This is a genomic window from Pseudoalteromonas sp. PAST1, from assembly GCF_021532515.1.
Classification (GTDB): Bacteria; Pseudomonadota; Gammaproteobacteria; order Enterobacterales; family Alteromonadaceae; genus Pseudoalteromonas; species Pseudoalteromonas simplex.
This window is the reverse complement of record NZ_JAKGBH010000030.1, coordinates 37844-59542: the sequence shown is the minus strand read 5'-3', so window position 1 is coordinate 59542 and position 21699 is coordinate 37844. Positions and strand designations below refer to the sequence as shown.

23 protein-coding genes are annotated in these 21699 nt (G+C 41.3%); 7 read left to right on the top strand and 16 right to left on the bottom strand.

The genetic code is table 11. The features are described 5' to 3' along the window. Positions 1-175: 175 nt before the first annotated feature. The 3 genes from L1272_RS15160 to L1272_RS15150 all read right to left on the bottom strand — a co-directional run bounded on the left by L1272_RS15160 (position 176) and on the right by L1272_RS15150 (position 2669). Positions 176-691: a DUF2489 domain-containing protein gene (locus tag L1272_RS15160; protein WP_235373782.1), complete on the bottom strand. Its 516-nt coding sequence runs from the start codon at positions 689-691 to the stop codon at positions 176-178. After that, positions 688-1287 (bottom strand): Der GTPase-activating protein YihI, encoded by a 600-nt coding sequence (yihI, locus tag L1272_RS15155; protein ID WP_235373781.1) that lies wholly within the window; start codon positions 1285-1287, stop codon positions 688-690. The genes L1272_RS15160 and yihI overlap by 4 nt, the downstream gene beginning before the upstream one ends. 749 nt (positions 1288-2036) lie before the next feature. Continuing rightward, on the bottom strand, positions 2037-2669 hold the full coding sequence (locus L1272_RS15150) for a c-type cytochrome (RefSeq protein WP_054552855.1): 633 nt from the start codon (positions 2667-2669) through the stop codon (positions 2037-2039). Positions 2670-2952: 283 nt separating this feature from the next. Between L1272_RS15150 and yihA the strand changes: the two genes are divergently transcribed. Then, positions 2953-3600, top strand: coding sequence for a ribosome biogenesis GTP-binding protein YihA/YsxC (gene yihA, locus L1272_RS15145; RefSeq protein WP_138599290.1), 648 nt, complete (start codon positions 2953-2955; stop codon positions 3598-3600). 4 nt (positions 3601-3604) lie between these two features. Here yihA and L1272_RS15140 read toward each other — a convergent pair whose 3' ends face one another. Both L1272_RS15140 and L1272_RS15135 read right to left on the bottom strand, forming a co-directional pair. Further along, complete coding sequence (locus L1272_RS15140; protein WP_166341075.1) at positions 3605-4123, bottom strand: DUF1285 domain-containing protein; 519 nt, start codon at positions 4121-4123, stop codon at positions 3605-3607. After that, entirely contained in the window at positions 4123-4710 is a 588-nt protein-coding gene (locus L1272_RS15135; protein WP_235373780.1) for a YceI family protein, read from the bottom strand. The genes L1272_RS15140 and L1272_RS15135 overlap by 1 nt, the downstream gene beginning before the upstream one ends. Before the next feature lie 423 nt (positions 4711-5133). Between L1272_RS15135 and L1272_RS15130 the strand changes: the two genes are divergently transcribed. Further along, a complete protein-coding gene (locus tag L1272_RS15130; protein ID WP_235373779.1) occupies positions 5134-6054 on the top strand; it encodes an esterase/lipase family protein in 921 nt (306 codons plus the stop codon). Between the two features lie 50 nt (positions 6055-6104). Here the strand turns inward: L1272_RS15130 and L1272_RS15125 are convergent, their stop codons facing one another. Together L1272_RS15125 and hutI are read right to left on the bottom strand one after the other, a co-directional pair. Continuing rightward, the gene (locus L1272_RS15125) at positions 6105-7775 is read right to left on the bottom strand and encodes a GGDEF domain-containing phosphodiesterase (protein ID WP_235373783.1); all 1671 of its coding nucleotides are present in this window, start codon (positions 7773-7775) and stop codon (positions 6105-6107) included. A 121-nt stretch (positions 7776-7896) separates the two neighbouring features. Continuing rightward, positions 7897-9138: an imidazolonepropionase gene (hutI, locus tag L1272_RS15120; protein ID WP_235373778.1), complete on the bottom strand. Its 1242-nt coding sequence runs from the start codon at positions 9136-9138 to the stop codon at positions 7897-7899. Positions 9139-9280: 142 nt separating this feature from the next. On the opposite strand from hutI, the gene hutC reads away from it, so the two are divergent. Next, positions 9281-9988 carry a histidine utilization repressor gene (gene hutC / locus L1272_RS15115; RefSeq protein ID WP_138616087.1) on the top strand — a complete coding sequence of 236 codons (708 nt, stop codon included), beginning with the start codon at positions 9281-9283 and terminating at the stop codon, positions 9986-9988. Here hutC and L1272_RS15110 read toward each other — a convergent pair whose 3' ends face one another. Next, positions 9989-10759, bottom strand: a complete 771-nt coding sequence (locus L1272_RS15110; RefSeq protein ID WP_235373777.1) for an NADP-binding protein — start codon at positions 10757-10759, stop codon at positions 9989-9991. A gap of 112 nt (positions 10760-10871) precedes the next feature. Here L1272_RS15110 and L1272_RS15105 point away from each other — a divergent pair, with 112 nt between their 5' ends. Beyond that, the gene (locus L1272_RS15105) at positions 10872-12896 is read left to right on the top strand and encodes a methyl-accepting chemotaxis protein (RefSeq protein ID WP_138599295.1); all 2025 of its coding nucleotides are present in this window, start codon (positions 10872-10874) and stop codon (positions 12894-12896) included. Here the strand turns inward: L1272_RS15105 and L1272_RS15100 are convergent. Genes L1272_RS15100 through L1272_RS15085 form a run of 4 tightly spaced genes read right to left on the bottom strand, consistent with a single transcriptional unit; the run spans position 12881 to position 14127 of the window. Then, on the bottom strand, positions 12881-13090 hold the full coding sequence (locus tag L1272_RS15100) for a hypothetical protein (protein WP_054552865.1): 210 nt from the start codon (positions 13088-13090) through the stop codon (positions 12881-12883). The two genes, L1272_RS15105 and L1272_RS15100, sit on opposite strands and share 16 nt — an antisense overlap. A gap of 50 nt (positions 13091-13140) precedes the next feature. Continuing rightward, entirely contained in the window at positions 13141-13323 is a 183-nt protein-coding gene (locus L1272_RS15095) for a hypothetical protein (protein ID WP_138599296.1), read from the bottom strand. 21 nt (positions 13324-13344) lie between these two features. Then, entirely contained in the window at positions 13345-13503 is a 159-nt protein-coding gene (locus tag L1272_RS15090; protein WP_064971745.1) for a YqaE/Pmp3 family membrane protein, read from the bottom strand. A gap of 57 nt (positions 13504-13560) precedes the next feature. Beyond that, positions 13561-14127, bottom strand: coding sequence for a BON domain-containing protein (locus L1272_RS15085; protein WP_235373776.1), 567 nt, complete (start codon positions 14125-14127; stop codon positions 13561-13563). Positions 14128-14457: 330 nt separating this feature from the next. Here L1272_RS15085 and L1272_RS15080 point away from each other — a divergent pair, with 330 nt between their 5' ends. Then, entirely contained in the window at positions 14458-15117 is a 660-nt protein-coding gene (locus L1272_RS15080) for a LiaF domain-containing protein (RefSeq protein WP_235373775.1), read from the top strand. Positions 15118-15267: 150 nt separating this feature from the next. Continuing rightward, a complete protein-coding gene (locus L1272_RS15075) occupies positions 15268-15426 on the top strand; it encodes a hypothetical protein (RefSeq protein ID WP_235373774.1) in 159 nt (52 codons plus the stop codon). Positions 15427-15434: 8 nt separating this feature from the next. On the opposite strand, the gene L1272_RS15070 is transcribed toward L1272_RS15075, so the two are convergent. Both L1272_RS15070 and pmbA read right to left on the bottom strand, forming a co-directional pair. Then, positions 15435-15851 (bottom strand): VOC family protein, encoded by a 417-nt coding sequence (locus L1272_RS15070; RefSeq protein ID WP_235373773.1) that lies wholly within the window; start codon positions 15849-15851, stop codon positions 15435-15437. A gap of 129 nt (positions 15852-15980) precedes the next feature. After that, positions 15981-17318: a metalloprotease PmbA gene (pmbA, locus tag L1272_RS15065; protein ID WP_055021365.1), complete on the bottom strand. Its 1338-nt coding sequence runs from the start codon at positions 17316-17318 to the stop codon at positions 15981-15983. 137 nt (positions 17319-17455) lie between these two features. Here pmbA and yjgA point away from each other — a divergent pair, with 137 nt between their 5' ends. Continuing rightward, positions 17456-17977: a ribosome biogenesis factor YjgA gene (gene yjgA, locus L1272_RS15060; RefSeq protein ID WP_054563425.1), complete on the top strand. Its 522-nt coding sequence runs from the start codon at positions 17456-17458 to the stop codon at positions 17975-17977. 114 nt (positions 17978-18091) lie between these two features. Here yjgA and L1272_RS15055 read toward each other — a convergent pair whose 3' ends face one another. Together L1272_RS15055 and L1272_RS15050 are read right to left on the bottom strand one after the other, a co-directional pair. After that, entirely contained in the window at positions 18092-18538 is a 447-nt protein-coding gene (locus L1272_RS15055) for an REP-associated tyrosine transposase (protein WP_138599300.1), read from the bottom strand. Between the two features lie 718 nt (positions 18539-19256). Continuing rightward, on the bottom strand, positions 19257-21329 hold the full coding sequence (locus L1272_RS15050; protein ID WP_235373771.1) for a M13 family metallopeptidase: 2073 nt from the start codon (positions 21327-21329) through the stop codon (positions 19257-19259). Positions 21330-21699: the final 370 nt, after the last annotated feature.

Here is a 21699-nt window from a genome sequence, read left to right as displayed (position 1 = left end):
GCTGAAACCTTTGTACTGCCAGAGCGAAGAGAAAGACATTATCCAAGATGTGTGAAAAAGAGACCCAGTCGATACCCTGAACGAAAGCCCCAAAAAATGCCTGTCAGCTCTTAACTGACAGGCATTAGAGCCTGGGCTCTGCTTTTTATTTTGTTTAATTCAACGATACGTCAACTTAATTAAATACTACGTTTTCGCTGCCTGGAGCGGCTTTAAACTCTTCAATTATACGTGCGCAATCCGCTTTGATTTCATCGCTATGCTGCTCTTCAGCACGCCAGCGAGCAGTGTCCATTTTAAAAATCTCTTTTTTAGAGTATCTCTTACGGGCATCGTGCGTTGGCATATCTTTTACAACTTCGTACATTTTAAATATGCCTGGGTAGCGTTCACTTAGTTCAAACTCTTCTGCAAAGCTGTATTGAGAGATCAGCACCCAAATGCGTAGGCAGCCTTCTGAGAACTCACATTGCTCTTCATTCATTGCACGGGCAATTAAATGAATGCTATCGGCTAACTTGGCATTACGCTTTGCTTTTGATGCCGCAAGCTTTTGCTCCTGCTCAGCTTGCTTCTTGGCGATAAGCTTATTTTGCTCTTTTAGTTTATACAGAAGTTGTCCTGCATAAAACGCAAGCCCTGCGATAATTGCCGCACCAATTACGATGGCAATAATCAAGGTTGTGCTCATCGCTCATCCTCATCTTCGTCATCAAACCATTCGTTGGCTAAATCATCAGATAAGTACTTATCGAAGTCAGATTCACCTTCATCGTATGAATCATCTTCAAAGTCATCTTCGTACTCGTCTTCATCTTCAATGCCTAATAACTCGCAAAGTGCTTGGTGGCGAGCAATACGGCTATTGAAGTACTTAGCGTCTTTACCTGTTAATAACTCACCGCGCTCATGACGCTCAACCAGCTTAAGTAGACGCTCGTCATTCTCTAGCGCTTCTAACTCTTCCTCTGGTGTTAGTTCAGGCTCAGTCACTTTCTTAAGCTCAACCATAGGTTTTAAGTTGCGTTTCATTTCAACTTTCGGCTCAGCCTTAGGCGCAACTAAAGAAATCGGCTTTTTACTACCAACACGCTTATCTTTCGGTTGATTGTTTGCAGCAGTGTTTTCTGCATTTTGTGCATCAGGTGCATTTCGAGACCCAGGTTTAGCACCTTTGGTCTTTTTAACTCGCTGCTCTTTTAACGCGCGCATCTCTCTAAGCTTTTCTTTGCTCAGACGTACAGGACCATTCGATGGAATTTTACGCGACTTTTTCTTTCTACTCATATCTTGATCATCTCACTTAAGAGGTTGTGCACAACGCCTTTGTGGCATTGTAATGCTGGCATAACCAGAAGAATTCGATGTGCGGATGTGGTTGGTCAACTTGACGAACTGCGCACTTTTCATACTTTTAGTACAAACGGTGGCTATTGTAACAGGACAAATAAAAAGGCGGTAGAGAAAACATCTCTACCGCCTACTAATCTGAGCGCCAATTATCTGGACACTTCTCCCTTCGACTTTTTAGTCTTTATTATTTTTATTATTATTGTTTATCCATTTTGTTATTGTTTTAACCTTCCGTGTAGCATTCCATTTTGTTTTTATTATTAAACTTCCATGAGCTTTTATTATTCTCGGTCAATCCTGACGCTTTTTTGTTATTTCCTTTAGGACACCTAACCAGTGTCAACCCCTAAAGACTTGCCGCAGTCACTTTCCTTATTACATTGTCCATGTTGTTTTTGCTGTCTCAGCGACAGTGGTTAATTTACTTATTAATAAAATTGTTACAACTAATTTATATAATTTTTCTTACAGATGACTTATTGCAACATTGTCATTTTAATTAATAACAAAGACTTAGCAAAAATAGTGAAATAAAAATAAGACTTGGCTTACAGCTAGATATGGTCAATGTCTCACAAAGGAGTGGGAAATTTCGACATACGTTAGGTACAAAAAAGCAGCTTGCGCTGCTTTTTCAAACTCTTTACATACTACTGCGGAGCATTTCTTTCCGCAATCAGACTTTAGTGTAAGCCACCTAAGTATTTTGAAAGTACTTCAATGTCTTTGTCTGTTAGCTTTTTAGCGATGTCTTGCATCATACCGTTTAAGTCGTTATTACGCGTACCATCACGGAATTTTTCAAGTTGTGACTTGATGTATTCTGGGTGTTGGAACGAAATTTTCGGGAATTTAGCTAGTGATGTACCGTTACCACGAGGACCGTGACACGCAGCACATGCTGGAATACCACGCTCTGCATCACCGGCTTTATAAAGCTGCTGACCTACTTCTACTACATCTTTAGGTGTTGCACCTTCAGACATATTTAAAGAAGAGAAGTAAGCTGCTAGGTCTTTCATGTCTTGATCGCTAAGCGGCATAGCCATACCACTCATTACTGGATCCATACGACCTTCTTTGCCGCCAGATGTCATACCTAATTTAAACTCTTGTAATTGTTTATAGATATAATCTGCGTGTTGGCCTGCAATTTTAGGGTAGATATTAACCGGTGCATTACCGTCTGGGCCGTGACAAGCCGCACACGTTGCCGATTTCTCTTTACCTGCGTTTACATCGCCATCAAATGCTGTTGCGTTGCTTGCTGACAACGTACCAAGCAATATAGTTAAAGATAGTGCTATTTTTTTCATGGTGAATTCTCTGTTTCCGACCCTGTATCATCTACAATATGGATGTTGTGATTTCTATATTCTACACGATAATAAATTCTCTGGCACGTTTTCTGCCCACATTAAGCTCATAATTTATAGGGATTTGACTTAGATTAAGTTTACACCTAGTAATTTTCCTAATTTAAAGCCAATTTAGCACGCTTAAATACGCTTTTGAATGCTGCTTTAATAGTATAAAATACGTGCCTTAAGTGGAAATTAGCCACTGTTTGTTATTTTTTATAAAAGACTAGGAGAGCCTGTGCTCAAATCTCGTATCAAATACAATACTGCGTCCTTTGTTACCAGCGCACCTGATATCTCACGCTTACCTGCTGATACGGGGATTGAAGTCGCGTTTGCTGGTCGCTCTAATGCGGGTAAATCAAGTGCTTTAAACACGTTAACTGATCAAAAGTTAGCGCGTACTTCTAAAACACCCGGTCGTACTCAGCTGATCAATACCTTTGAACTTGATGCCGATAAGCGCCTTATCGACTTACCGGGCTATGGTTTTGCGAAAGTGCCTATCGAAATGAAAAAGAAATGGCAAAAGTCGCTAGGTGAATATTTACAAAAACGTCAAAGCTTAAAAGGTATCGTTGTTTTGATGGATATTCGCCACCCGTTAAAAGATTTAGACCGTGACTTAATCGACTGGGCGGTGGGCAGCGAAATTCCAGTGCTGGCACTATTAACTAAAGCTGACAAGCTAAAACAAGGCGCGCGTAAAGCTCAAGTTTTACAAGTTCGTCGTGAGTTAAGTAGTTTAGATGGTGATATTACAGTACATGCCTTCTCTTCACTAAAAGGCACCGGCTTACCTGAAGTTGCTAAAAAGCTCGATGAGTGGTTTTTAGGCCCTATTGAAGCGCAAGCACCTGAGTCTGACGAACAACCAGAAGACTAAGTGCTTAGGCCAAGTAATAACGCTTGGCTAATGATTCTATATAATAGCCCTGCTCATCTGAGCAGGCTATTTCAGCCCACTGATAATAAACATTTCTCGATACCCTCGCAGCCAAGCCATGTGCTAATTGAAGATAAGGCACACTGACACCTTCAAATTCTCTCAGTAATAGTGGTTGCTTTGCTGATACCAACCAAGCGCGCTGTAAATTATCGACACAACATAGAGCAAGGCCTTGTTCTGTCTCTTCAAAACGCCAATCAACAATAATAAAAGGCACATCAATGACAGTGATGGCCATTTTCTCGACGGGTGTTTTTAAAAAATAACTATCTGCCTCTTTGCAAAGCACAGAGGCAAAGAGTTTAACCATTGCCTCGCGTTTTATTTCACTGCCGCCATAAAACCACCGCCCTTGCGCATCAATCGTTATTGGCACTTGCCCACAGTTTTGTGGCTGCCATTGTTCAAAAGGTTTATCGGGCGTCTGAAGAGCGGCTTCTAAGTCAGCAAGTGATTGCATTATTTTTCTTTATCTAGCGTCAAAGAAAATGTTACAGGAACAGCTGTTGCAATTGATGGTAAGCCCGCAAGCTTTTGTAGTTCACTAATGCCTTCTGTTACTTTGAAATCACTCGCATTAATAATAACTGGCGTAAAAGATGACACGCTAATATCGCCCTTCGCTGACATATTGGCTAGAACATCTATCGTAAGTTCTTTTTTGTTACCATGAAAATCTAACTCAGCTTTTAACCCTTTCAGCACATGTTGACCTGGTTTTAGCGTTAACAGCGCTTTGGTTAAGTCAGCAGTTAACACTGCATTAGGGAATTTAGCTGTTTCAAATAACAACTTAGTCATGCGCTCATTGCGGATAGGGATCAGAGTTTCAACCGATGTTAGGTCGATCATCAACTTAAATTGACCTTGTTCGTTGAGTGTACCCGACACGTTTTTGAAATGATGTGCTTCTGCAATAGAGTTCTTTTTAATAGATACAAAGCTTACGTTACTTTGCTCATTATTAACTTGCCAATTTGCGCTGGCTAAAGGGGCAACTAAAATACTCGATAATGAAAAGGCAGCTATTGCCAAAGATTTAAACATAACGCATTCCTTCGAAAGTAAATAAGAATCACTTTGATGGTATCACTTGCGTGTATTTGTGCAATGAATTGTATGATAAGAAAAGAAAAAGCGACTCACTCAACAAGGAGTGAGTCGTTATAGCAAACTGGGGAGAAGCTATCAATACGTTGCATCCTTTCAGATGCATCATCAACAGGATGTCCTACAGGATGAGGACGGCGCGGACTTTATCAAATACCAGATTAAAAATAAATTGCTTAACCGCAGAAAAAACACAAATTGATAAACATATAACGAAACACTAAAACCATCTTTTCCTGCTTACTTTAATTTAACATTACAGAGAACCCAAATTTAAGGTAAGGTGAATTAAAAGCGCACTAAAATCAGGCTTTTTTAAGGCTTGTTGGTGATAAATATTGAAGTAGAAGAGTAAAAGGTATGAAAAAAATCCCGTTAATTTTATTTGTTACCTTACTTTTTTTGTTGAGCCCTTGGTGCAATGCCAAAAAAACAACTACCCAATATCCAGTTGTTTTAGTTCATGGGCTAATGGGATTCGATAACCTGCTCGGAATCGATTACTTCTACAATATCGCTACAATTCTGGAAAAAGATGGTACTTTAGTCTTCACACCTGCCGTTTCTGCTATCAACAGTTCAGAAGTCCGAGGCGAGCAATTACTCACTCAAATAGAATCAATCTTAGCTCTGACTAGTGCTAAAAAAGTAAACTTGATTGGTCACAGTCAAGGTGCGCAAACTGCACGCTATGTTGCATCTATCAGGCCTGATCTAATTTCCTCAGTTACCAGTGTAGGCGGTGCAAATTATGGCAGTGGCATTATTGATCTTATTAATAAAGAGCTAACACCCGGCTCTCAAGCAGAATATACAACTCGATTAGTATTCGATGCATTCGGTGGTGTTATTTCGTTATTATCAGGCAATAGTCAATTACCGCAAAATACACTCGGTGCAATAAATAGTTTAAGCACACAAGGAGCAGCAACATTTAATCAAAAGTACCCCGAAGGCTTGCCCAAAAACGAGTGCGAACAAGGTAATATGCTTGCAAGCAATGGCGTATACTACTTTTCTTGGAGCGGCACAGAAACACTCACTAATATCTTAGATTTAAGTGACTTATCCATGTTATTTGGCTCATTATTTATCTTAGGTCACAGTGACGGCCTCATTTCACGCTGTAGTAGCCATTTAGGGCATGTGATCAAAGATGATTACAAAATGAATCATCTCGATGAGATTAACCAATTTATTGGTTTACATAGTTTTCGTGAAGTTGATCCAGTTGAACTTTACCGTAGCCACGTGACAAGGTTACAGAAACTAGGGTTATAAAAGCGGTGTTGTATTGTGAAGTCTACCAGAGGAAGAGCACAGCATTACGCTTACTGGTGCTCCAAACGCCATTGTTTAAGCCATGACATCATACCAACACTACTCAATGGGTAATTAAAATAATAGCCCTGTGCAGCATAGGTTTTAAGCGACTTTACAAACTTAAGTTGCTCTAGAGTTTCAACTCCTTCACAAATCACTTTTGCATTATTTTGATTGTGCATATCGACCATGCCCGAAACGAGGCTTCGAATTTGACTTTGATGAGCAAAATCAGCGGTAAGTGAAGCCGCCACTTTAATATACTCAACATTAAGATTCGGAAGCTTAGCTAGCCAAATAGGTGTGTCACCAAAACCATCGATACATAATTTAATACCAATACTATTGAGCCTTGCAACCATCGCTTTACCTTGATCATCTAAACTCATAAATAAATCAAGCGGGCACTCGATAATTAAATCACCCGGCTCTAGTCGATGCTCAGCCATGATACGGTCAACAAACTCAATAAATTCTTCGTGCAGCATCTCAGGGCCAAACACATTTATACTAAGAGGTAATTCAATACCTTCCATTCGTAGTGCCATAGCTAGTTCTGCTGCACGCTCAATAACAAAAGCTGCAACAGGATAGCTTAGGCCTGCAACACGTATATCATCTATAAATTTATTCGCAGAAAGAATCCCTTGCTTAGGATGCTGCCAACGTAACAGCAATTCTAAAAATTCGATTTGCTCATCGCTATTACGAATAACTGGCTGAAAATACAACTCTAGTTCACTTGCAAAATCAAGGTGTGCTAACTCACGTAGTCGTGCTTGCTGCTCCAATTGCTCAATCATCATTTGCGGATGATAAGGCACAATCGCTTTGTCTGGATTTGAATCAAGCGCTAGGTTGGCAAACGAAATGAAGTTTTCAAAGCTGTATTCAGGCTCATCACAAACTACATAACTAGCACGAACTTTAACTTCAATGGTGCAATTGGCAACATTAAATGGCTTTAAAGTAACATGGCGAATTTGACTAATTAGTTGCTCATGAAGGTGCTTTTGTTCCTCTAATGAGCAAATAAACGCAAAGTTCAAGCCCCCTAAATGCGCCAACTTTTCGGCTTTGCCTGAATTACCCACTATATTAAGAACATTATCAACATTGAGCTGCTGTTTAATTCGGGTTGCTGATTGCGCTAATAACAAATCACCAAAGTCTCGACCTATGTGTTGGTTTACATCGTTAAAACCTTCAAGGCGAAGCATCACTAACGCGCAGTTAGCATCATGCTCCTCGGTCCAAGCAATAAAGCTATTTTTTAGGGCGTTGCGATCGGGTAAGCCTGTAAGAGGTGTCGCATCTAACTCGTCAGTGTGAAGTGGCTCAACGACCACCTGCTCTTCTTCAGGTTCTTCATAGTTAAAAAAGCCTGATATACACAAAATAACGACAGAAAAAACAAGCCAGTAAAGAGCAGTATGTAACAATAAATGAGCTGAATAAAGTACTGTTAATTCAATCGCAGCAACAACTGAGATAATGATTGCTAGCCAATTAGTTGTGCGAAATGCCTGCCACAAATGAAAACAAACACTTGCACTTAACAATAACACTAACCAAGGCATGCCAAGACTAAGAATTGCTAATCCAAGCACGCCATTGACGACTAAGCTCAGCCTTAAAATAGAATTTTGAGTAACACATAAGGCACAAATCATTGCCATAAGAACGCAACCAGCTAAAAACACTGGCACAACATCGCTACTTAAATTTGCAAGGCTCACGCTACTACTTGCTAAGCTGGCAATCAAAGACATGTAAAAATACTACGTAAAAAAGACTTATCTAATTAAGTCTACCCAAAATCCACAGATTTAACAGTTTATTTACGCCAAATTGGTAACTTAATTGTGCTGGGTGGGTTATTTGCCAATGGGCAATATCAGCACGTGCGCCTACCTTTAACACACCACGATCATCAAGTCCTAAAGCACCTGCAGCGTTTCGAGTTACCCCAGCTAATGCTTGCTCTGGTGTCATCCGAAAAATAGTGCATGCCATGTTCATCATCAAATGCAATGAACATAAAGGCGAAGTACCCGGGTTGAAGTCAGTTGAAATAGCAATTGGAACTTGGTACTGCTGCAGTAGTTCAATTGGCGGATACTTTGTTTCACGTAAGAAGTAAAATGCACCTGGTAATAAAACTGCTGCAGTACCCGCTTTGGCCATTGCCTGAATACCAGCTTCATCTAAGTGTTCAATATGATCCGCAGATAAGCCATTAAATTCAGCAACAAGCTCTGCACCATGTTGATTAGATAACTGCTCAGCGTGCAACTTGACTGGTAAGTTGTGTTTTTTAGCCGCTTCAAACACGCGGCGAGTTTGCTCATTACTAAAACCAACGTTTTCACAAAAAGCATCAACGGCATCAGCTAAATCAGCTTCAACAACACGGTCAAGCATTTCACCGCAAACCAGATCAATGTACTCATCGCTACGGCCTTTAAATTCAGGCGGTAATGCATGCGCACCTAAAAACGTGGTTTTAACATCAACTGGGTGATTTTCACCGAGTAAACGCGCCACTTCGAGAAGTTTAATTTCGTTTTCACAATCAAGACCGTAGCCAGATTTAATCTCTACCGTAGTCACACCTTCTGCATATAATGCATTTAAGCGCTCTTTTGCACTGACAAATAAAGCTTCGTGATCGGCTTCTCGCGTTGCACGTACGGTACTTGCAATACCGCCACCGTTTGCAGCTATTTGCTCATAGCTTACACCTTGTAAACGCTGCTCAAATTCTTCTGCACGGCTACCCGCGAACACTAAGTGAGTGTGGCAATCAATTAACCCTGGGGTTAACCACTGCCCTTTTGCTGACAATGTTGGCGTAGCTAGCGCATCAAACTCTGGTAAATCGGCTTGCTCACCTAACCAAGCAATTTTGCCATCTTTAACAGCAATAGCTGCATTTTCAATAGCACCATAAGGTGCTTCGATGGCTGGGTCCATTGTGGCGATGTTGGCATCTGTGATCACTAAATCCCAGAAAGCTTGATCATTATTGGTTGTGTGCATTTTTCACCTACATTGATACTTGCGATAGGCCCATTACGAGACTAAGTTTAAATTTGCTTAAAGTTTATCAACTCACCTTGTATATACAAGATAATTATGTCACCTTCAAACATACTGTTTACTCACCACATATACACGCATAATGAGTGTTCCTAAATTTGCGCAAATAAAAGAGTTCATTCTGGAAAATATTCGTTCTGGAGCTTGGCAAGAAAATCACCGAGTGCCCTCTGAAAATGAGCTTACCAACCAGTTTAAAGTTAGTCGTATGACTGCAAGACGAGCACTCAGTGAATTAACCGATGCAGGTATATTAACCCGTAGCCAAGGCCTAGGTACTTTTGTGGCTAGCTTTAAGTCACAATCATCTTTATTAGAAATTAAAAATATTGCTGATGAGGTAAAAGCGCGAAGTAACCACTATAGTTGTACCATTTTAGTAATGGAGTCTATAAGCGCTATAGCACCAATTGCGATTGCTTTGGGTGTCGAGGTCGACAGCCATGTTTACAGAAGTGTGATTGTACACAATGAAAACGAGCAACCTCTGCAAGTTGAAGAACGCTTTGTGAACCCCGCTCTTGCTAAAGATTACTTACAGCAAGATTTCCATAGCCTAACGCCTCATGAATACTTATCGCAAAATGCCCCGCTCACTGAGGCACGCCATACAGTCGAAGCGATTATGCCCAACCAAGAAATGTGCGAATGGCTCAACCTTTATAACGAAGAGCCATGCTTACAAGTGATCCGCCGAACTTGGTCATCACAAGGTATTGTGAGCTTTGCCCGTTTAGTATCACCAGGCAGTAAATACCGATTAGGCGGCCACCTTACTTTTAAAAAATAACTAAATGGACATTTGATAACGAAAACTCAGTGACTCAATCGCTGAGCCATCAATAAGGCGCTCGCCTTTATCATGACTAGTAAAAGCCGGTGGCTGGTTGCCCTGCTCAGCACATTTTTGTTGGTAGTAATCTGCTTTTGTAGGATGTGCCGGATTAACCACATTATAAATACTGCTCGCGTTTGACCAATTTTCAAGTACTGAAAAAATCGCCGCTATCACATCTTGCTGCTGAACCATGTTTACCACTTGCTGACTTGAGCTAGTCAGTTCTTTACCGGCAACAAACCTACCCGGATCGCGCCCAGGCCCTACAAGACCAGCCAAGCGCAATACTTTACCACCAGCATTTAGCACTAACTGTTCAGCATCATATAGCTGCTGTTGACGTGCTGATTGGCAAATAATTTCTGTAGTTTCGTCATATTGACCATTGTTAGATGGATAAACTCCTGTCGAAGAACATAAAATAAAGCCTTTACAATTTAGTTGCTTAGCAAGTTCAAGCCCTGCTTGCAAAGTCGCTAAATAGTTACTTTCTGAGCTACGACTACGCGGTGGAATAGCGCAGACCCACCAAGCATTTTCAAGCGACAGCTCATGCTTGAGCACATCACCTTCAAGTATAAACTGGCGCTGAAAGTCATATTCGTGCTCGCCACCGCGATGTGTTCCCTGTACTTGCCATGCTAATTTATTTGCCTCAACACAAAGTGCATTTCCAAGCCAGCCGGCACCTAAAACAACCAGTTTATTATTTTCAGTACTCATTTACTCAACTGCCCCTTAGCATTTATTATTAACCTTCGCTTAACAGTGTAGCGATTTAGGTGCAAATATGATTAGATAGATAACTCTAACCTATAATAAAAACGCGTGCACTATGTTAAACAACCTCTCTTTACGTAAAAAAATACTTCTGCTCATTGGCGGGACGATAAGTGTGCTACTAATCATCGCGTCTAGCTTTTTTGTAAACCATATTGCTGATCTCTCACGTCATGCAATTCAACGCGAAGCCGACAGCTATTTGCAAAGTGAGCGACTGTCAATGCAGGCCTATTTTGCCAAATACGGCAAAGTTGTCGAAACCTTTGTAACAAACCCGCATTTAGTTAACTGGTTCGATAACTGGACTCAGCGCGATCAAAGCTTAGATAGTCAGCCTGGTTACAGCAGCGTTAATCAAGATTTTGTTCGTATTAGTGGTAACGATGATAACATTTTATCAGCCTTCTTTGCTTCTGCGACCACAGGTGAGTACTTCAAAGAAAACGAACGTACCGCCACTTATAATGGCCAACCATATTACGCTTACAAACGTGGTTGGTGGCAAGATGCATTAAAAATTAATAAATTGTATGTTGGCCCTATTTCTGTTGATTTAACCACAGGTATCGCCTCTGCAGTTGTACAACAGCCAGTTTATAAACAAAACAAGCTTGTTGGTTTTGGTGGTGTTGATTTACAGCTTAATAATATCAACGACATGGTTGAAGCTATTCGATTTGATGGCCAAGGCTTTGGCTTTTTACTCGACAGTAACCAGAAAGTAGTGCACTTTTCAAAACGAACTGGACATAAACTATCTATCACAGACGAAGGCCCTAATGGCAAAGAAGGCTTAGATGCCCTCGAAAAGCAATTTAACGACACCTCGGGCTTTAGCGAATTAAACCGCGCGATGAAAAGCCAAAAAGAGGGTAGCAGCTTTGTCACATTCAAAGGCGAGCAATATTACGTTGTATACAATCGCCTTGAATTAGAAAGCCCTTACCTTGATTGGTATGTGGGTATTTTAATTCCGACCAGTATGATTGATGAGCCAGTAAATGATGCGGTGATGACAACCACAACATCCGTGATCATCATTCTTGCGATTATTATTGCGATGATCTTCTGGGCCACGCAAATGATCACCAAGCCGCTGACTAAACTCACTTACATCATGCGTGATATCGCATCAGGTGATGGCGATTTAACACAAAAAATCGAAATTAAGAGTCAGGATGAAGTAGGACAGCTTGCTCATCACATGAATACTTTCATCGATAAATTACGTGCAATGATGCTAAATACTGCAGCTCAAGCTGAGCAATTAAGCCAAGCCGCAGCCCAATTGAAAACCGTATCGCAAAAAACCAATGATGAAATTCAGCAAGAAAAGCAACAAGTTGATAGCGTAAGTGCGGCAGTAACCGAAATGGCCTCAACTGTTCTCGAAATTTCACGTAACGCGCAACATACCAATAATGCAGCTGAAGAAGTGCAAACCATTACCGCAGATGGCACCAAGCGCTCAACTCAAGCTCAGTCAGTCATGACCGCTCTTGCAAGTCACATTGGTGAAGCGTCTAAAGTCGTTGCGGGTCTTGAGCAAGAAAGTGGCAATATCGGCGCGGTGGTTGATGTTATCAACTCAATCGCTGAGCAAACCAACTTACTGGCACTTAACGCGGCGATAGAAGCAGCCCGTGCTGGCGAGCAAGGCCGAGGTTTCGCAGTTGTTGCTGATGAAGTTCGTTCACTAGCAAGCAGAACGCAAGAGTCAACAGATGATATTCGCAACATGATCAGCCGTTTACAGCAAATTGCCCAACAAGCATCGACCATGATGCAACAAGGTCAAGAGCGTGCTGAAGGCTCAGTTGAGCAAACACAAATTGTATTGCAAGCATTGCAAGATATCGCGCAATCTGTGACAAATGTACAAGATCAAAGTCATCAAATTGCGACTTCGACAGAGCAGCAAACTGTGGTTGCAGAAGATATTAACAATAGCTTGGCAGCGATTAATCACTTAGTGAATAGCACTGCGGATCATGCCCATGAATTGGCGGATGAAGCACGTGATTTGAATGAGTTAGCAGAGTCTCTAAATAAGACAGTAAATCAATTTAAGTTATAAAGATAAATTGCTGAAGTAGTTAAAAACCCGATGTCACCTGAAGATGACATCGGGTTTTTATCGTCAGCCTTCCCTGTTAATCGTGGCGCAACCGCTTTCGCGTGTTCCATAAATTCGTGCCACTGTTGCTTGTTCCATAAAGCAACTCCATTATTGGTCAATCCTTGTTTTGATTGCGTTTGTACTTGTTCCATATAGTCTCCTCCTTACGCTAGCTTCATCCGTTTGGGCTCCAAGCCTAAGCTTAATCCTTGCTGTCATCTCCATTCACCTTATCCATAAAGCGTTGCCATTGTGCGCTACTCCATAACGCCTTGTTACTTCCTTGTTGTCCTTTGTGCTTAGTTACATTATCCATACTGTAAACTCCTTGCGCTTTATCGTCCGTTACTCCTACAGCCCTTCCTTGCTGTGCTCCATTACCCATCCTTGTAGATTAATGCGGTGATTATCGCTTAGCGATGATATACACAGCATGAATCAAACCTGGAATATACCCTAATAGAGTTAAAAGAATATTAATCCAGAACTGCGCACCTAAACCTACCTGTAAAAATACGCCGAGAGGTGGAATTAAAACCGATAAAATAATACGTATTAAATCCATGACTCACTCCTTGAAAAAGATAAGCCCAGCCAAAGCTGGGCTATATAGGGCTTGCTATTATTCAGCAACAATCGTTAATTCATCGATTACTTTGCGAACATCTTCAGCGTTTTCAGCAATGCTTACCGCTAATTGCTTTTCTGCATCAGACTCAACAGTACCTTTTAGTGTTACTACACCGTTGTCGGTATCAACATCGATATCTGTACCACCTACTTCTGAGTTAAATAAATAACGTGTGGTGATTACAGTACTGATTTTTGCATCGGTTAAGTCGCTTTCTGCAGAATCAGCTTTGTCTGATTTCATGTGCTTAGCTTTAATGTTTTTAACAACCGTTAGTTTGTTATCAACAGAGCTAACACCGTCTAGGCTAAGAACTAACTCTTCAGCAAGCTCTTTATCTAATTCGCTATCAACTTTACCTGTAAGTACAACCTTGCCATTCGTTACATCAGTGTTGATGTCAAAGTTGTTAAGGTTTGTGTTCATAAGAAGCACAGTTTCCGCCTTACCATCAATCCAAGCATCTTTACTTTCATTTTCCCAGCTGCTTGCCTGAGCTGACATGCTAGTTGCACCAATTACTAAAGCCGCAATCATAGATTTGTTAAAAGTGTTCATAATCTTTCTCCTTTTGATTAAAGACAGTTTAAGTAATGCGACTATGATGCCAACTATTTATTCTTTAAATTTCAGTAGGTTAAACACCTATTCAGCGGTGATTTATATTCATTTCGGTAAAGATTTACAAGCTGCTCGGTAAGATGTTCACAATGTTGCAAAAATAACCATTTAGTTGCTGATTTTATTAATCTGTGGTTAATTTAACGAAATTGCTTATTCGTCTAAAAAGACAACCTCATGATTTATAAAGAAATAAAATCTGGCCTAAGCTTTGCTTTGTAATTAATAACTAAAGAATCACCTTTAAAATCACAACAGGGAACTACCATGGCCGTTAAACTTGAAGACCGCCCAATCGATCAAGTAAGAGAAGAAGTCATTGATCAACTCATTTATAACTACAGTCATGCTGTTATTTCAGCCGAAGCATTTGAACGCCGCCTAGATCAGGCAATGGAAGCCACCAGCAACGAAGTACTGGTTGAGCTTGTTGCTGATTTAGATCTGAAAGCGGATATTGACTACAAATCGCAAAAGCATGCGCAATTTAAACCTCACTACAGCCACAGCAGCGACAACGAAAGCCTGCAGCTTCGTAGTATTTTGGGTTCAAATGAGCGCAGCGGCCAATGGGTAGTACCAAAAGAAATTCACCTCACAAACTGCTTAGGTTCAATTGAACTCGACTTTAGCGAAGCGATTTTCCAACATCAGCATGTCACCATTTACGTGAACTGTACTTTAGGTAACGATGAAATCTACGTGCCAGAACATGTTAATGTGGTATCTAAATTATTTAGCGTGATTGGTAGTGTAGAGAATAAATCAGTTGCCTTAAACAAAGGCCAAGGCCCAACCATCACTATTGAAGGTAATGTATGGCTAGGCTCTGTCGAGATTTCAGTTAAACGTACCATGAAAGAAAAGTTCATCAGCTTCGCCAACAGCCTAAAAGCCAGTTGGAAAGAGATGAATAAGATGCAGTAAAGTTGTGAGGTGCGGTTATGCAATGTAAGTCGTCATTTATGGCGACAAGATATTACATACGTTTCATCAATGACGCGCTAAAGCACGACCTACAAGAATGCGCGCGAAATAAATTTCACGCCTACATCAAACGTGGGAACGGCTTTAGCCGTGAATAAAGTAAAGCTGTTCGGCGTTAAAGCGACCCTACACCGTAGGCGTCACGCTTGCTTGGCGCGTCGTACATACAACGCCATTCCATCAATCAATCAATCAATGCCTGACCTACAAACAACACCGCTCGGCTCAAAACTGACAGCTGAAAGCTGACAGCTCCCTCACAAGTCATTATTCCTCTCACTCGGGATATCACTAAAATACTCTACAAACTCAACTTCAAAACCTGCAGGGTCGATGAAATATACATTTTTACGGTAAGGGTTTTCTGGGCCGTGTTTATCAACTTCATAACCAGCCGAAACCAGGCGTTCAACTATGGCATTAATATCGTTTGTCACATAGGCAAAATGAGCAAGTCCTACTTGGTGGCCGGCTAAATCACGGTTTTCTGCTTCACCGTTATCACTCAGTGCGAGATATTGGTAATCATCACCAAAGTGCAGCCACTTGCGCGGTTTGCCCGACCATTTGCTATCGCCTTGGCTACGCACACGCCAGTGCGGGAATGCGGCTTTATAAAAGTGCAGCATGGCATCAACATTACTAACAACAAGGTTTACGTGCTCTAAATACATTGTAGTTTTCCTTTTTATTTTTAAACTGCCACCAAGATAAAACCTCAAGTTAAGTTTAGGTAAAGCGTTTTTTCAAATAAAAAAGCCCCACAAACGTGAGGCTTCAAAAATTGAGTAGTTATTGATGAATCAGCTACCAGCAACCTGCATTTGTTCAATCAATACAGAGCCAGTTTGAATACCACCACGACGCTCGATGTCGCCACCTAAGCCCACAACGGCTTTAAACATATCTTTTAAGTTACCAGCAATCGTGATTTCACTGACTGGGTATTGGATTTCGCCATTCTCAACCCAAAAACCTGCTGCACCACGTGAGTAATCACCCGTTACAGTGTTCACACCTTGGCCCATAAGTTCAGTTACTAATAAGCCTGTGCCCATGGTTTTTAATAGCGCTTTTAAATCGGCATGGGTTTGTTCAACTAGCCAGTTATGAATACCACCAGCATGACCCGTTGGTGCCATCGACAGTTTTCGTGCTGCATAGCTTGCTAATAGGTAAGTTTGCAGCTCACCACCTTGAATAATTTCACGATCTACGGTTTTTAAACCTTCAGCATCAAACGGCGAAGACGCTAGACCTTTTAATAAATGCGGGCGCTCAGAGATATTCACACAATCGCTGAATACTTTTGTACCTAAACTATCAAGCAAGAAGCTTGATTTACGATAAAGCGCACCGCCACCAATCGCCGACACTAAATGGCCGAATAATGAGTTAGCAATATCTGCTCTAAAGATCACAGGCACTTTCATGGTACCGAGCTTTTGGCTGTTAAGTTTAGCCAAAGTTTCGGTTGCCGCTTCGAGGCCTACTTTTGCAGCGTCATTTAAATCATCTTTATGACGTGCGATGGTATAAGCTGAGTCGCGCTGCATTTGCTCGCCTTCTTTACCAATCACCATCGTGCTAATGCTATGACGCGTACGCGGGTAACCTGCAATCATGCCATGGCTGTTACCATAAACACGTAAACCTTGATGAGAAGAAAAACTCGCACCGTCTGAATTTACAATGCGCTCATCGGCGTTCAACGCCGCTTGCTCTGCTTGATGACAAAATTCCACACCTTGCTCAGGGCTTACTTCCCACGGGTGGTATAAATCTAAATCTTGCGGTGCAAATTCAAGTAACTCTTTATCCGCGATACCATTAAATGGGTCGTCAGAGGTGAACTTTGCAATATCAATGGCTTTTTCGACCACTGTACGTAATGTTTTCGGGTTTAAGTCAGCCGTTGAAGCAGACCCTTTGTTATTACCCACATAAACACTGATACCTAAGCCACCGTCTTGGTTAAACTCTATTGTTTCAACTTCGCCCATGCGCGTACTGACAGACAAACCTGACGTGCTCGACATCGCCGCTTCGGCTGCTGTTGCACCCAATTTTTTTGCATGCTCTAGCACTTCGCTTACTGCGTCTTTCACTTCAGAAATGTGTTGATAAATAGGATCTTTCATCTTGTGTGTCCTAGGTTCTGATATTTTTTATAGTGTAACGAATGCTAACACACTGCGAGACCTGCATCAGCTAATATTAATCATTAACTAAATGGCGTATAATAGCGAATAGTTAAGTTTACTGAATGAGCATCCTTATGGCGAAGAAGAAAAAGCCACTTATCGAAGAAGAAATTATTTACGTATCAAAAAGCGAATTAAAACGTGAAGCCATGCAATATCATGGTCTGGGTGCTGAAATTGCAAAAATGCCGAAAAAGCAACGCGATCGTTTACCGCTTAATCACGATTTAAAAGAAGCCCTTGTTGTTTCTGATAAAGTAAGTGATAAGAGCGATGCTTACCGTCGTAACTTAAACTACATCGCAAAAGTATTACGTACCACAGAAAACGTTGATGAAATCCAAGCGATGATCGACATCATGCTTAATAAAAACAATCAAGCCGATGTTTTGATGAACAAAATCGAAACCCTGCGTGATGATTTAATTAAACAAGGTGACGACCTGATCAATTCAACAATTGATCAATACCCTTCTCTTGAGCGCCAAAAAATGCGCCAATTAGTGCGCAGCGCCGCAAAAGAAGTGAAAGCAGAAAAGCCAGCCAAAGCTTACAAAGAGTTATTCCAGTATCTAAAAGATGCGATTATGCTTTGATTTCCTTCGCGCGAAATAAATTTCACGCCTACAACACCGTAGGCGTCACGCTTGCTTGGCGCGTGTTGAACACCACTTAATACACAACCATCGCGCGACATAAATTTCACGTCTCTACAGCCAAATACAATTCCAAAACGGGTAATCGCCAACGTGCTTGACTAATTTTGCGCGTAGAGGGTTTGCGACTATATATCGAGCTTGATGTATTAGGTCATTTTCATCTCTGATTTGATGATCATAAAAATTATTTTGCCAAACCACTACTTTGCGCCCCTTTCTCTTACGAATAGACATGGTCACCATGCTTTTGTACAGCTTAATTACTGCTGATAAGTTTTGCTGAGGGCGAAGTTGAAATATCCAATGTAAATGGTCAGGCATGAGGACAAAGCAGATTGTCTCCACTTTATCTTCTAAATGGTAAATTGCTTTGGCAGCATCAACTGCATATAGATAGTTGGCAAATATAGGCACTCGATTCTCACAACAAAGAGTTACTGAATAATAGCAGTTTGAATGTGAGGTACGCCCTTTAAGCCTCTTCCTTGACGAAAACATAAACCTATCAATCCTGAAGGTAAAACCTGATCTTAGAACTTAAAAACACACCTAGCCAATTTACACCAAAAATGTTTGAACCTCACAATACAAAAACATCGCGCGAAATAAATTTCACGCCTACATCAAACATAGGCTTCACGCTTGCTTGGCGCTTCTTAAACACCACACAACACGCAACTAACGCGCGAAATAAATTTCATGCCTACATCAACCGTAGGCGTCACGCTTGCTTGGCGCGTCTTGAACATCACACAATACTCAACCATCTCGCGAAATAAGTTTCATGCCTACATCAACCGTAGGCGTCACGCTTGCTTGGCGCGTTTTAAACACCACACAACACGCATCCACCGCGCGAAATAAATTTCACGCCTACATCACCGTGGGCGTCACGCTTGCTTGGCGCGTCTTGAACATCACACAATACTCAACCATCTCGCGAAATAAATTTCATGCCTACATCAACCGTAGGCGTCACGCTTGCTTGGCGCGTATTGAACATCACGCAATACTCAACCATCGCGCGAAATAAATTTCATGCCTACAACACCGTAGGCGTCACGCTTGCTTGGCGCGTGTTGAACACCACTTAATACACAACCATCGCGTGACATAAATTTCACGTCTACATCAAATGTCGGCTTAAAGCTGACAGCTCCAAACAAAAAAAGGCTCTGAGCGTTCACTCAGAGCCTTTTTTAAAATCGATAATCAATTACCAGATTTTTACGCGATCTTCTGGTTTGATATACATTTTGTCACCTTCTTTCACATCAAATGCCTGATAGAATTCTGGCATGTTTGAAAGAATACCGATTACGCGGTAATGGCTTGGTGAATGAGGGTCTGTCATTAGGCGGTTACGTAACTCTTCGTCACGATATTTACGACGCCAAATTTGCGACCAACCCATGAAGAAACGCTGATCACCTGTGTAACCATCAATAATAGGCGCTTTTTCATCACCAAGTGATAACTGGTATGCTGTATAAGCAACTGTTAAGCCACCTAAGTCACCAATGTTTTCACCTAATGTAAGCTGACCATTTACGCTAGCATCTTCAAATGGTTTGTACTCGTTATATTGAGCAACTAGCTGACCTGTGCGCTCTTCAAACTGTTTAAGGTCTGATTCGCTCCACCAGTTACGTAAGTTACCATCACCATCGTACTTCGCACCTTGGTCATCAAAGCCGTGACCTAATTCGTGGCCGATTACCGCACCGATTGCACCGTAGTTCACAGCGTCATCAGCTTCTAGGTTGAAGAATGGCGGTTGTAAGATAGCCGCAGGGAATACAATCTCGTTGTTCACAGGGTTGTAGTAAGCGTTTACTGTTTGTGGTGTCATGTGCCACTCAGAACGGTCAACTGGCTTACCTAGTTTTGCAGTCATGTCTGCATATTCCCATTCGCTGTGGCGAATGTAGTTACCTACTAAGTCATCACCTTTAACTTCAAGTGCTGAGTAATCTTTCCACTTATCTGGGTAACCGATTTTTGGCGTGAACTTATCAAGCTTTTCTTTAGCCGCAATTTTTGTTTCAGGGCTCATCCACTCAAGGTTTTCAATCGCAACTGCATAACCTTTGATTACGTTATCTACTAACTCTTCCATGCGCGCTTTCGCTTCAGGCGGGAAGTTTTCTTTAACGTATACTTTACCTAGAATTTCACCTAGTACACCGTTTGATGCATCAACCGCTTTTTTCCAAAGTGGAGATTGCTCTGTAACACCGCGAAGTGTTGTGCTGTAGAAATCAAAGTTAAGGTCTACTAGCTCTTTATCTAATAGGTGAGCATAGTTGCTAACAAAGTGGAACTTAAGGTAGTTCTGCCACGTTGCTAAGTCTGTATCGTTGTAGATACCAGCAAATTTTTCTAGGTAGCTAGGTTGGCGAATGATTACATCATCAATTTTGATACCTGATGCATCAAGGTAAGCTGCAAAATCAAACTCACCTGTAAGTTTGTTTGCATCTGCAACGCTCATCTTATTGTAAGATTTAGTCGCATCACGGCTTTCTACACGGCTCCACTGCGCATCGGCAATGCTTGTTTCAAGATCAATAATTGCTTTAGCCGCAGATTCTGCATCAGCAACACCGGCCTTGCTTAAGATTGCTGTTACGTATGCTTGGTAAGCTTCACGAATTTTTGTGAATTTTTCTTCATCTTTTAAGTAGTAGTCGCGATCTGGCAAACCTAAACCAGACTGATAAACATACATCGCGTTTTCGCTAGAGTTTTTCGCGTCGTTGTTTACGTACCAACCAAACGGTAAACTACCACCTTTAATGCGAAGTTCAGCCATTAAAGCAACAAGATCTGACTTGTTCTTCACTGCATCAACGCTTTCTAGCACTGGTGTTAATGGCTTGATACCTGCCGCTTCACGACCTGCTTCGTCCATGTAGCTGTTGTAGAATGCAGCTAATTTAGCTTCATCAGAGCCTGGCTTAACGTCTTTATTAGCCGCTGCTTTTTCTAATACTTCTTTCATCGCTTTTTGCGAATCATCGTAAAGCTGAGTGAATGAGCCGTAGTTTGATTTATCACCTGGAATTTCAGTTTTCTCTAACCATTCGCCGTTTACGTGATAATAAAAGTCATCTTGTGCGCGAACAGATTTGTCCATGTTCGCCAGTTCAATGCCAGAGTTTAAAGGTGCTTTTGCTTCAGTGACGGTCGCAGTTGCTGGTGCTTTAGTTTCTTGTTCTTTTTCACCACAACCAACAAGACCGAGCGCAAGTGCAATACTTGCCGCGGTAAGTGTTACTTTTTTCATGAGGTTCCCGTACCAATTTAATTTATAAAGTATTTATCGAAAAACGAGTAAACCATACCAACAGTTAGTTTTTCGCTGTTTCCATAATAAACCTCTCGAGCAAAACAACAAAACCGAATATGTAACAATTCTTATCAAAACAAGATAAGCCGCATTTTTGAGCGATGAGAGTGGGAGGTTAAGTGGTTAGTGGTTGCATTGTAGGCGCGATTTTATATCGCGCAATGTTTCTATGACTCACAAAGAGGATAAGAGGCGCTGCGCTTAAGAGAATACAAAAAAGCATTATTATCACTTCCTCATTCTTTTCTCATTCACTGCTCTTTGTGCAATTTTTTCGCGCGAAATAAATTTCACGCCTACATCAATC

What these genes read in the sequence shown, in the direction of transcription:
- yjgA (WP_054563425.1), top strand. Translation starts at nt 17,456, where the DNA reads ATGGCGAAGAAGAAAAAGCCACTTATCGAAGAAGAAATTATTTACGTA.
- L1272_RS15070 (WP_235373773.1), bottom strand. Translation starts at nt 15,851, where the DNA reads ATGTATTTAGAGCACGTAAACCTTGTTGTTAGTAATGTTGATGCCATG.
- L1272_RS15080 (WP_235373775.1), top strand. Translation starts at nt 14,458, where the DNA reads ATGGCCGTTAAACTTGAAGACCGCCCAATCGATCAAGTAAGAGAAGAA.
- yihI (WP_235373781.1), bottom strand. Translation starts at nt 1,287, where the DNA reads ATGAGTAGAAAGAAAAAGTCGCGTAAAATTCCATCGAATGGTCCTGTA.
- hutC (WP_138616087.1), top strand. Translation starts at nt 9,281, where the DNA reads ATGAGTGTTCCTAAATTTGCGCAAATAAAAGAGTTCATTCTGGAAAAT.
- L1272_RS15100 (WP_054552865.1), bottom strand. Translation starts at nt 13,090, where the DNA reads ATGGAACAAGTACAAACGCAATCAAAACAAGGATTGACCAATAATGGA.
- L1272_RS15125 (WP_235373783.1), bottom strand. Translation starts at nt 7,775, where the DNA reads ATGGCAATGATTTGTGCCTTATGTGTTACTCAAAATTCTATTTTAAGG.
- L1272_RS15130 (WP_235373779.1), top strand. Translation starts at nt 5,134, where the DNA reads ATGAAAAAAATCCCGTTAATTTTATTTGTTACCTTACTTTTTTTGTTG.
- L1272_RS15160 (WP_235373782.1), bottom strand. Translation starts at nt 691, where the DNA reads ATGAGCACAACCTTGATTATTGCCATCGTAATTGGTGCGGCAATTATC.
- hutI (WP_235373778.1), bottom strand. Translation starts at nt 9,138, where the DNA reads ATGCACACAACCAATAATGATCAAGCTTTCTGGGATTTAGTGATCACA.
- L1272_RS15150 (WP_054552855.1), bottom strand. Translation starts at nt 2,669, where the DNA reads ATGAAAAAAATAGCACTATCTTTAACTATATTGCTTGGTACGTTGTCA.
- L1272_RS15095 (WP_138599296.1), bottom strand. Translation starts at nt 13,323, where the DNA reads ATGGGTAATGGAGCACAGCAAGGAAGGGCTGTAGGAGTAACGGACGAT.
- L1272_RS15135 (WP_235373780.1), bottom strand. Translation starts at nt 4,710, where the DNA reads ATGTTTAAATCTTTGGCAATAGCTGCCTTTTCATTATCGAGTATTTTA.
- L1272_RS15055 (WP_138599300.1), bottom strand. Translation starts at nt 18,538, where the DNA reads ATGTTTTCGTCAAGGAAGAGGCTTAAAGGGCGTACCTCACATTCAAAC.
- L1272_RS15050 (WP_235373771.1), bottom strand. Translation starts at nt 21,329, where the DNA reads ATGAAAAAAGTAACACTTACCGCGGCAAGTATTGCACTTGCGCTCGGT.
- pmbA (WP_055021365.1), bottom strand. Translation starts at nt 17,318, where the DNA reads ATGAAAGATCCTATTTATCAACACATTTCTGAAGTGAAAGACGCAGTA.
- L1272_RS15090 (WP_064971745.1), bottom strand. Translation starts at nt 13,503, where the DNA reads ATGGATTTAATACGTATTATTTTATCGGTTTTAATTCCACCTCTCGGC.
- L1272_RS15085 (WP_235373776.1), bottom strand. Translation starts at nt 14,127, where the DNA reads ATGAACACTTTTAACAAATCTATGATTGCGGCTTTAGTAATTGGTGCA.
- L1272_RS15140 (WP_166341075.1), bottom strand. Translation starts at nt 4,123, where the DNA reads ATGCAATCACTTGCTGACTTAGAAGCCGCTCTTCAGACGCCCGATAAA.
- L1272_RS15105 (WP_138599295.1), top strand. Translation starts at nt 10,872, where the DNA reads ATGTTAAACAACCTCTCTTTACGTAAAAAAATACTTCTGCTCATTGGC.
- L1272_RS15110 (WP_235373777.1), bottom strand. Translation starts at nt 10,759, where the DNA reads ATGAGTACTGAAAATAATAAACTGGTTGTTTTAGGTGCCGGCTGGCTT.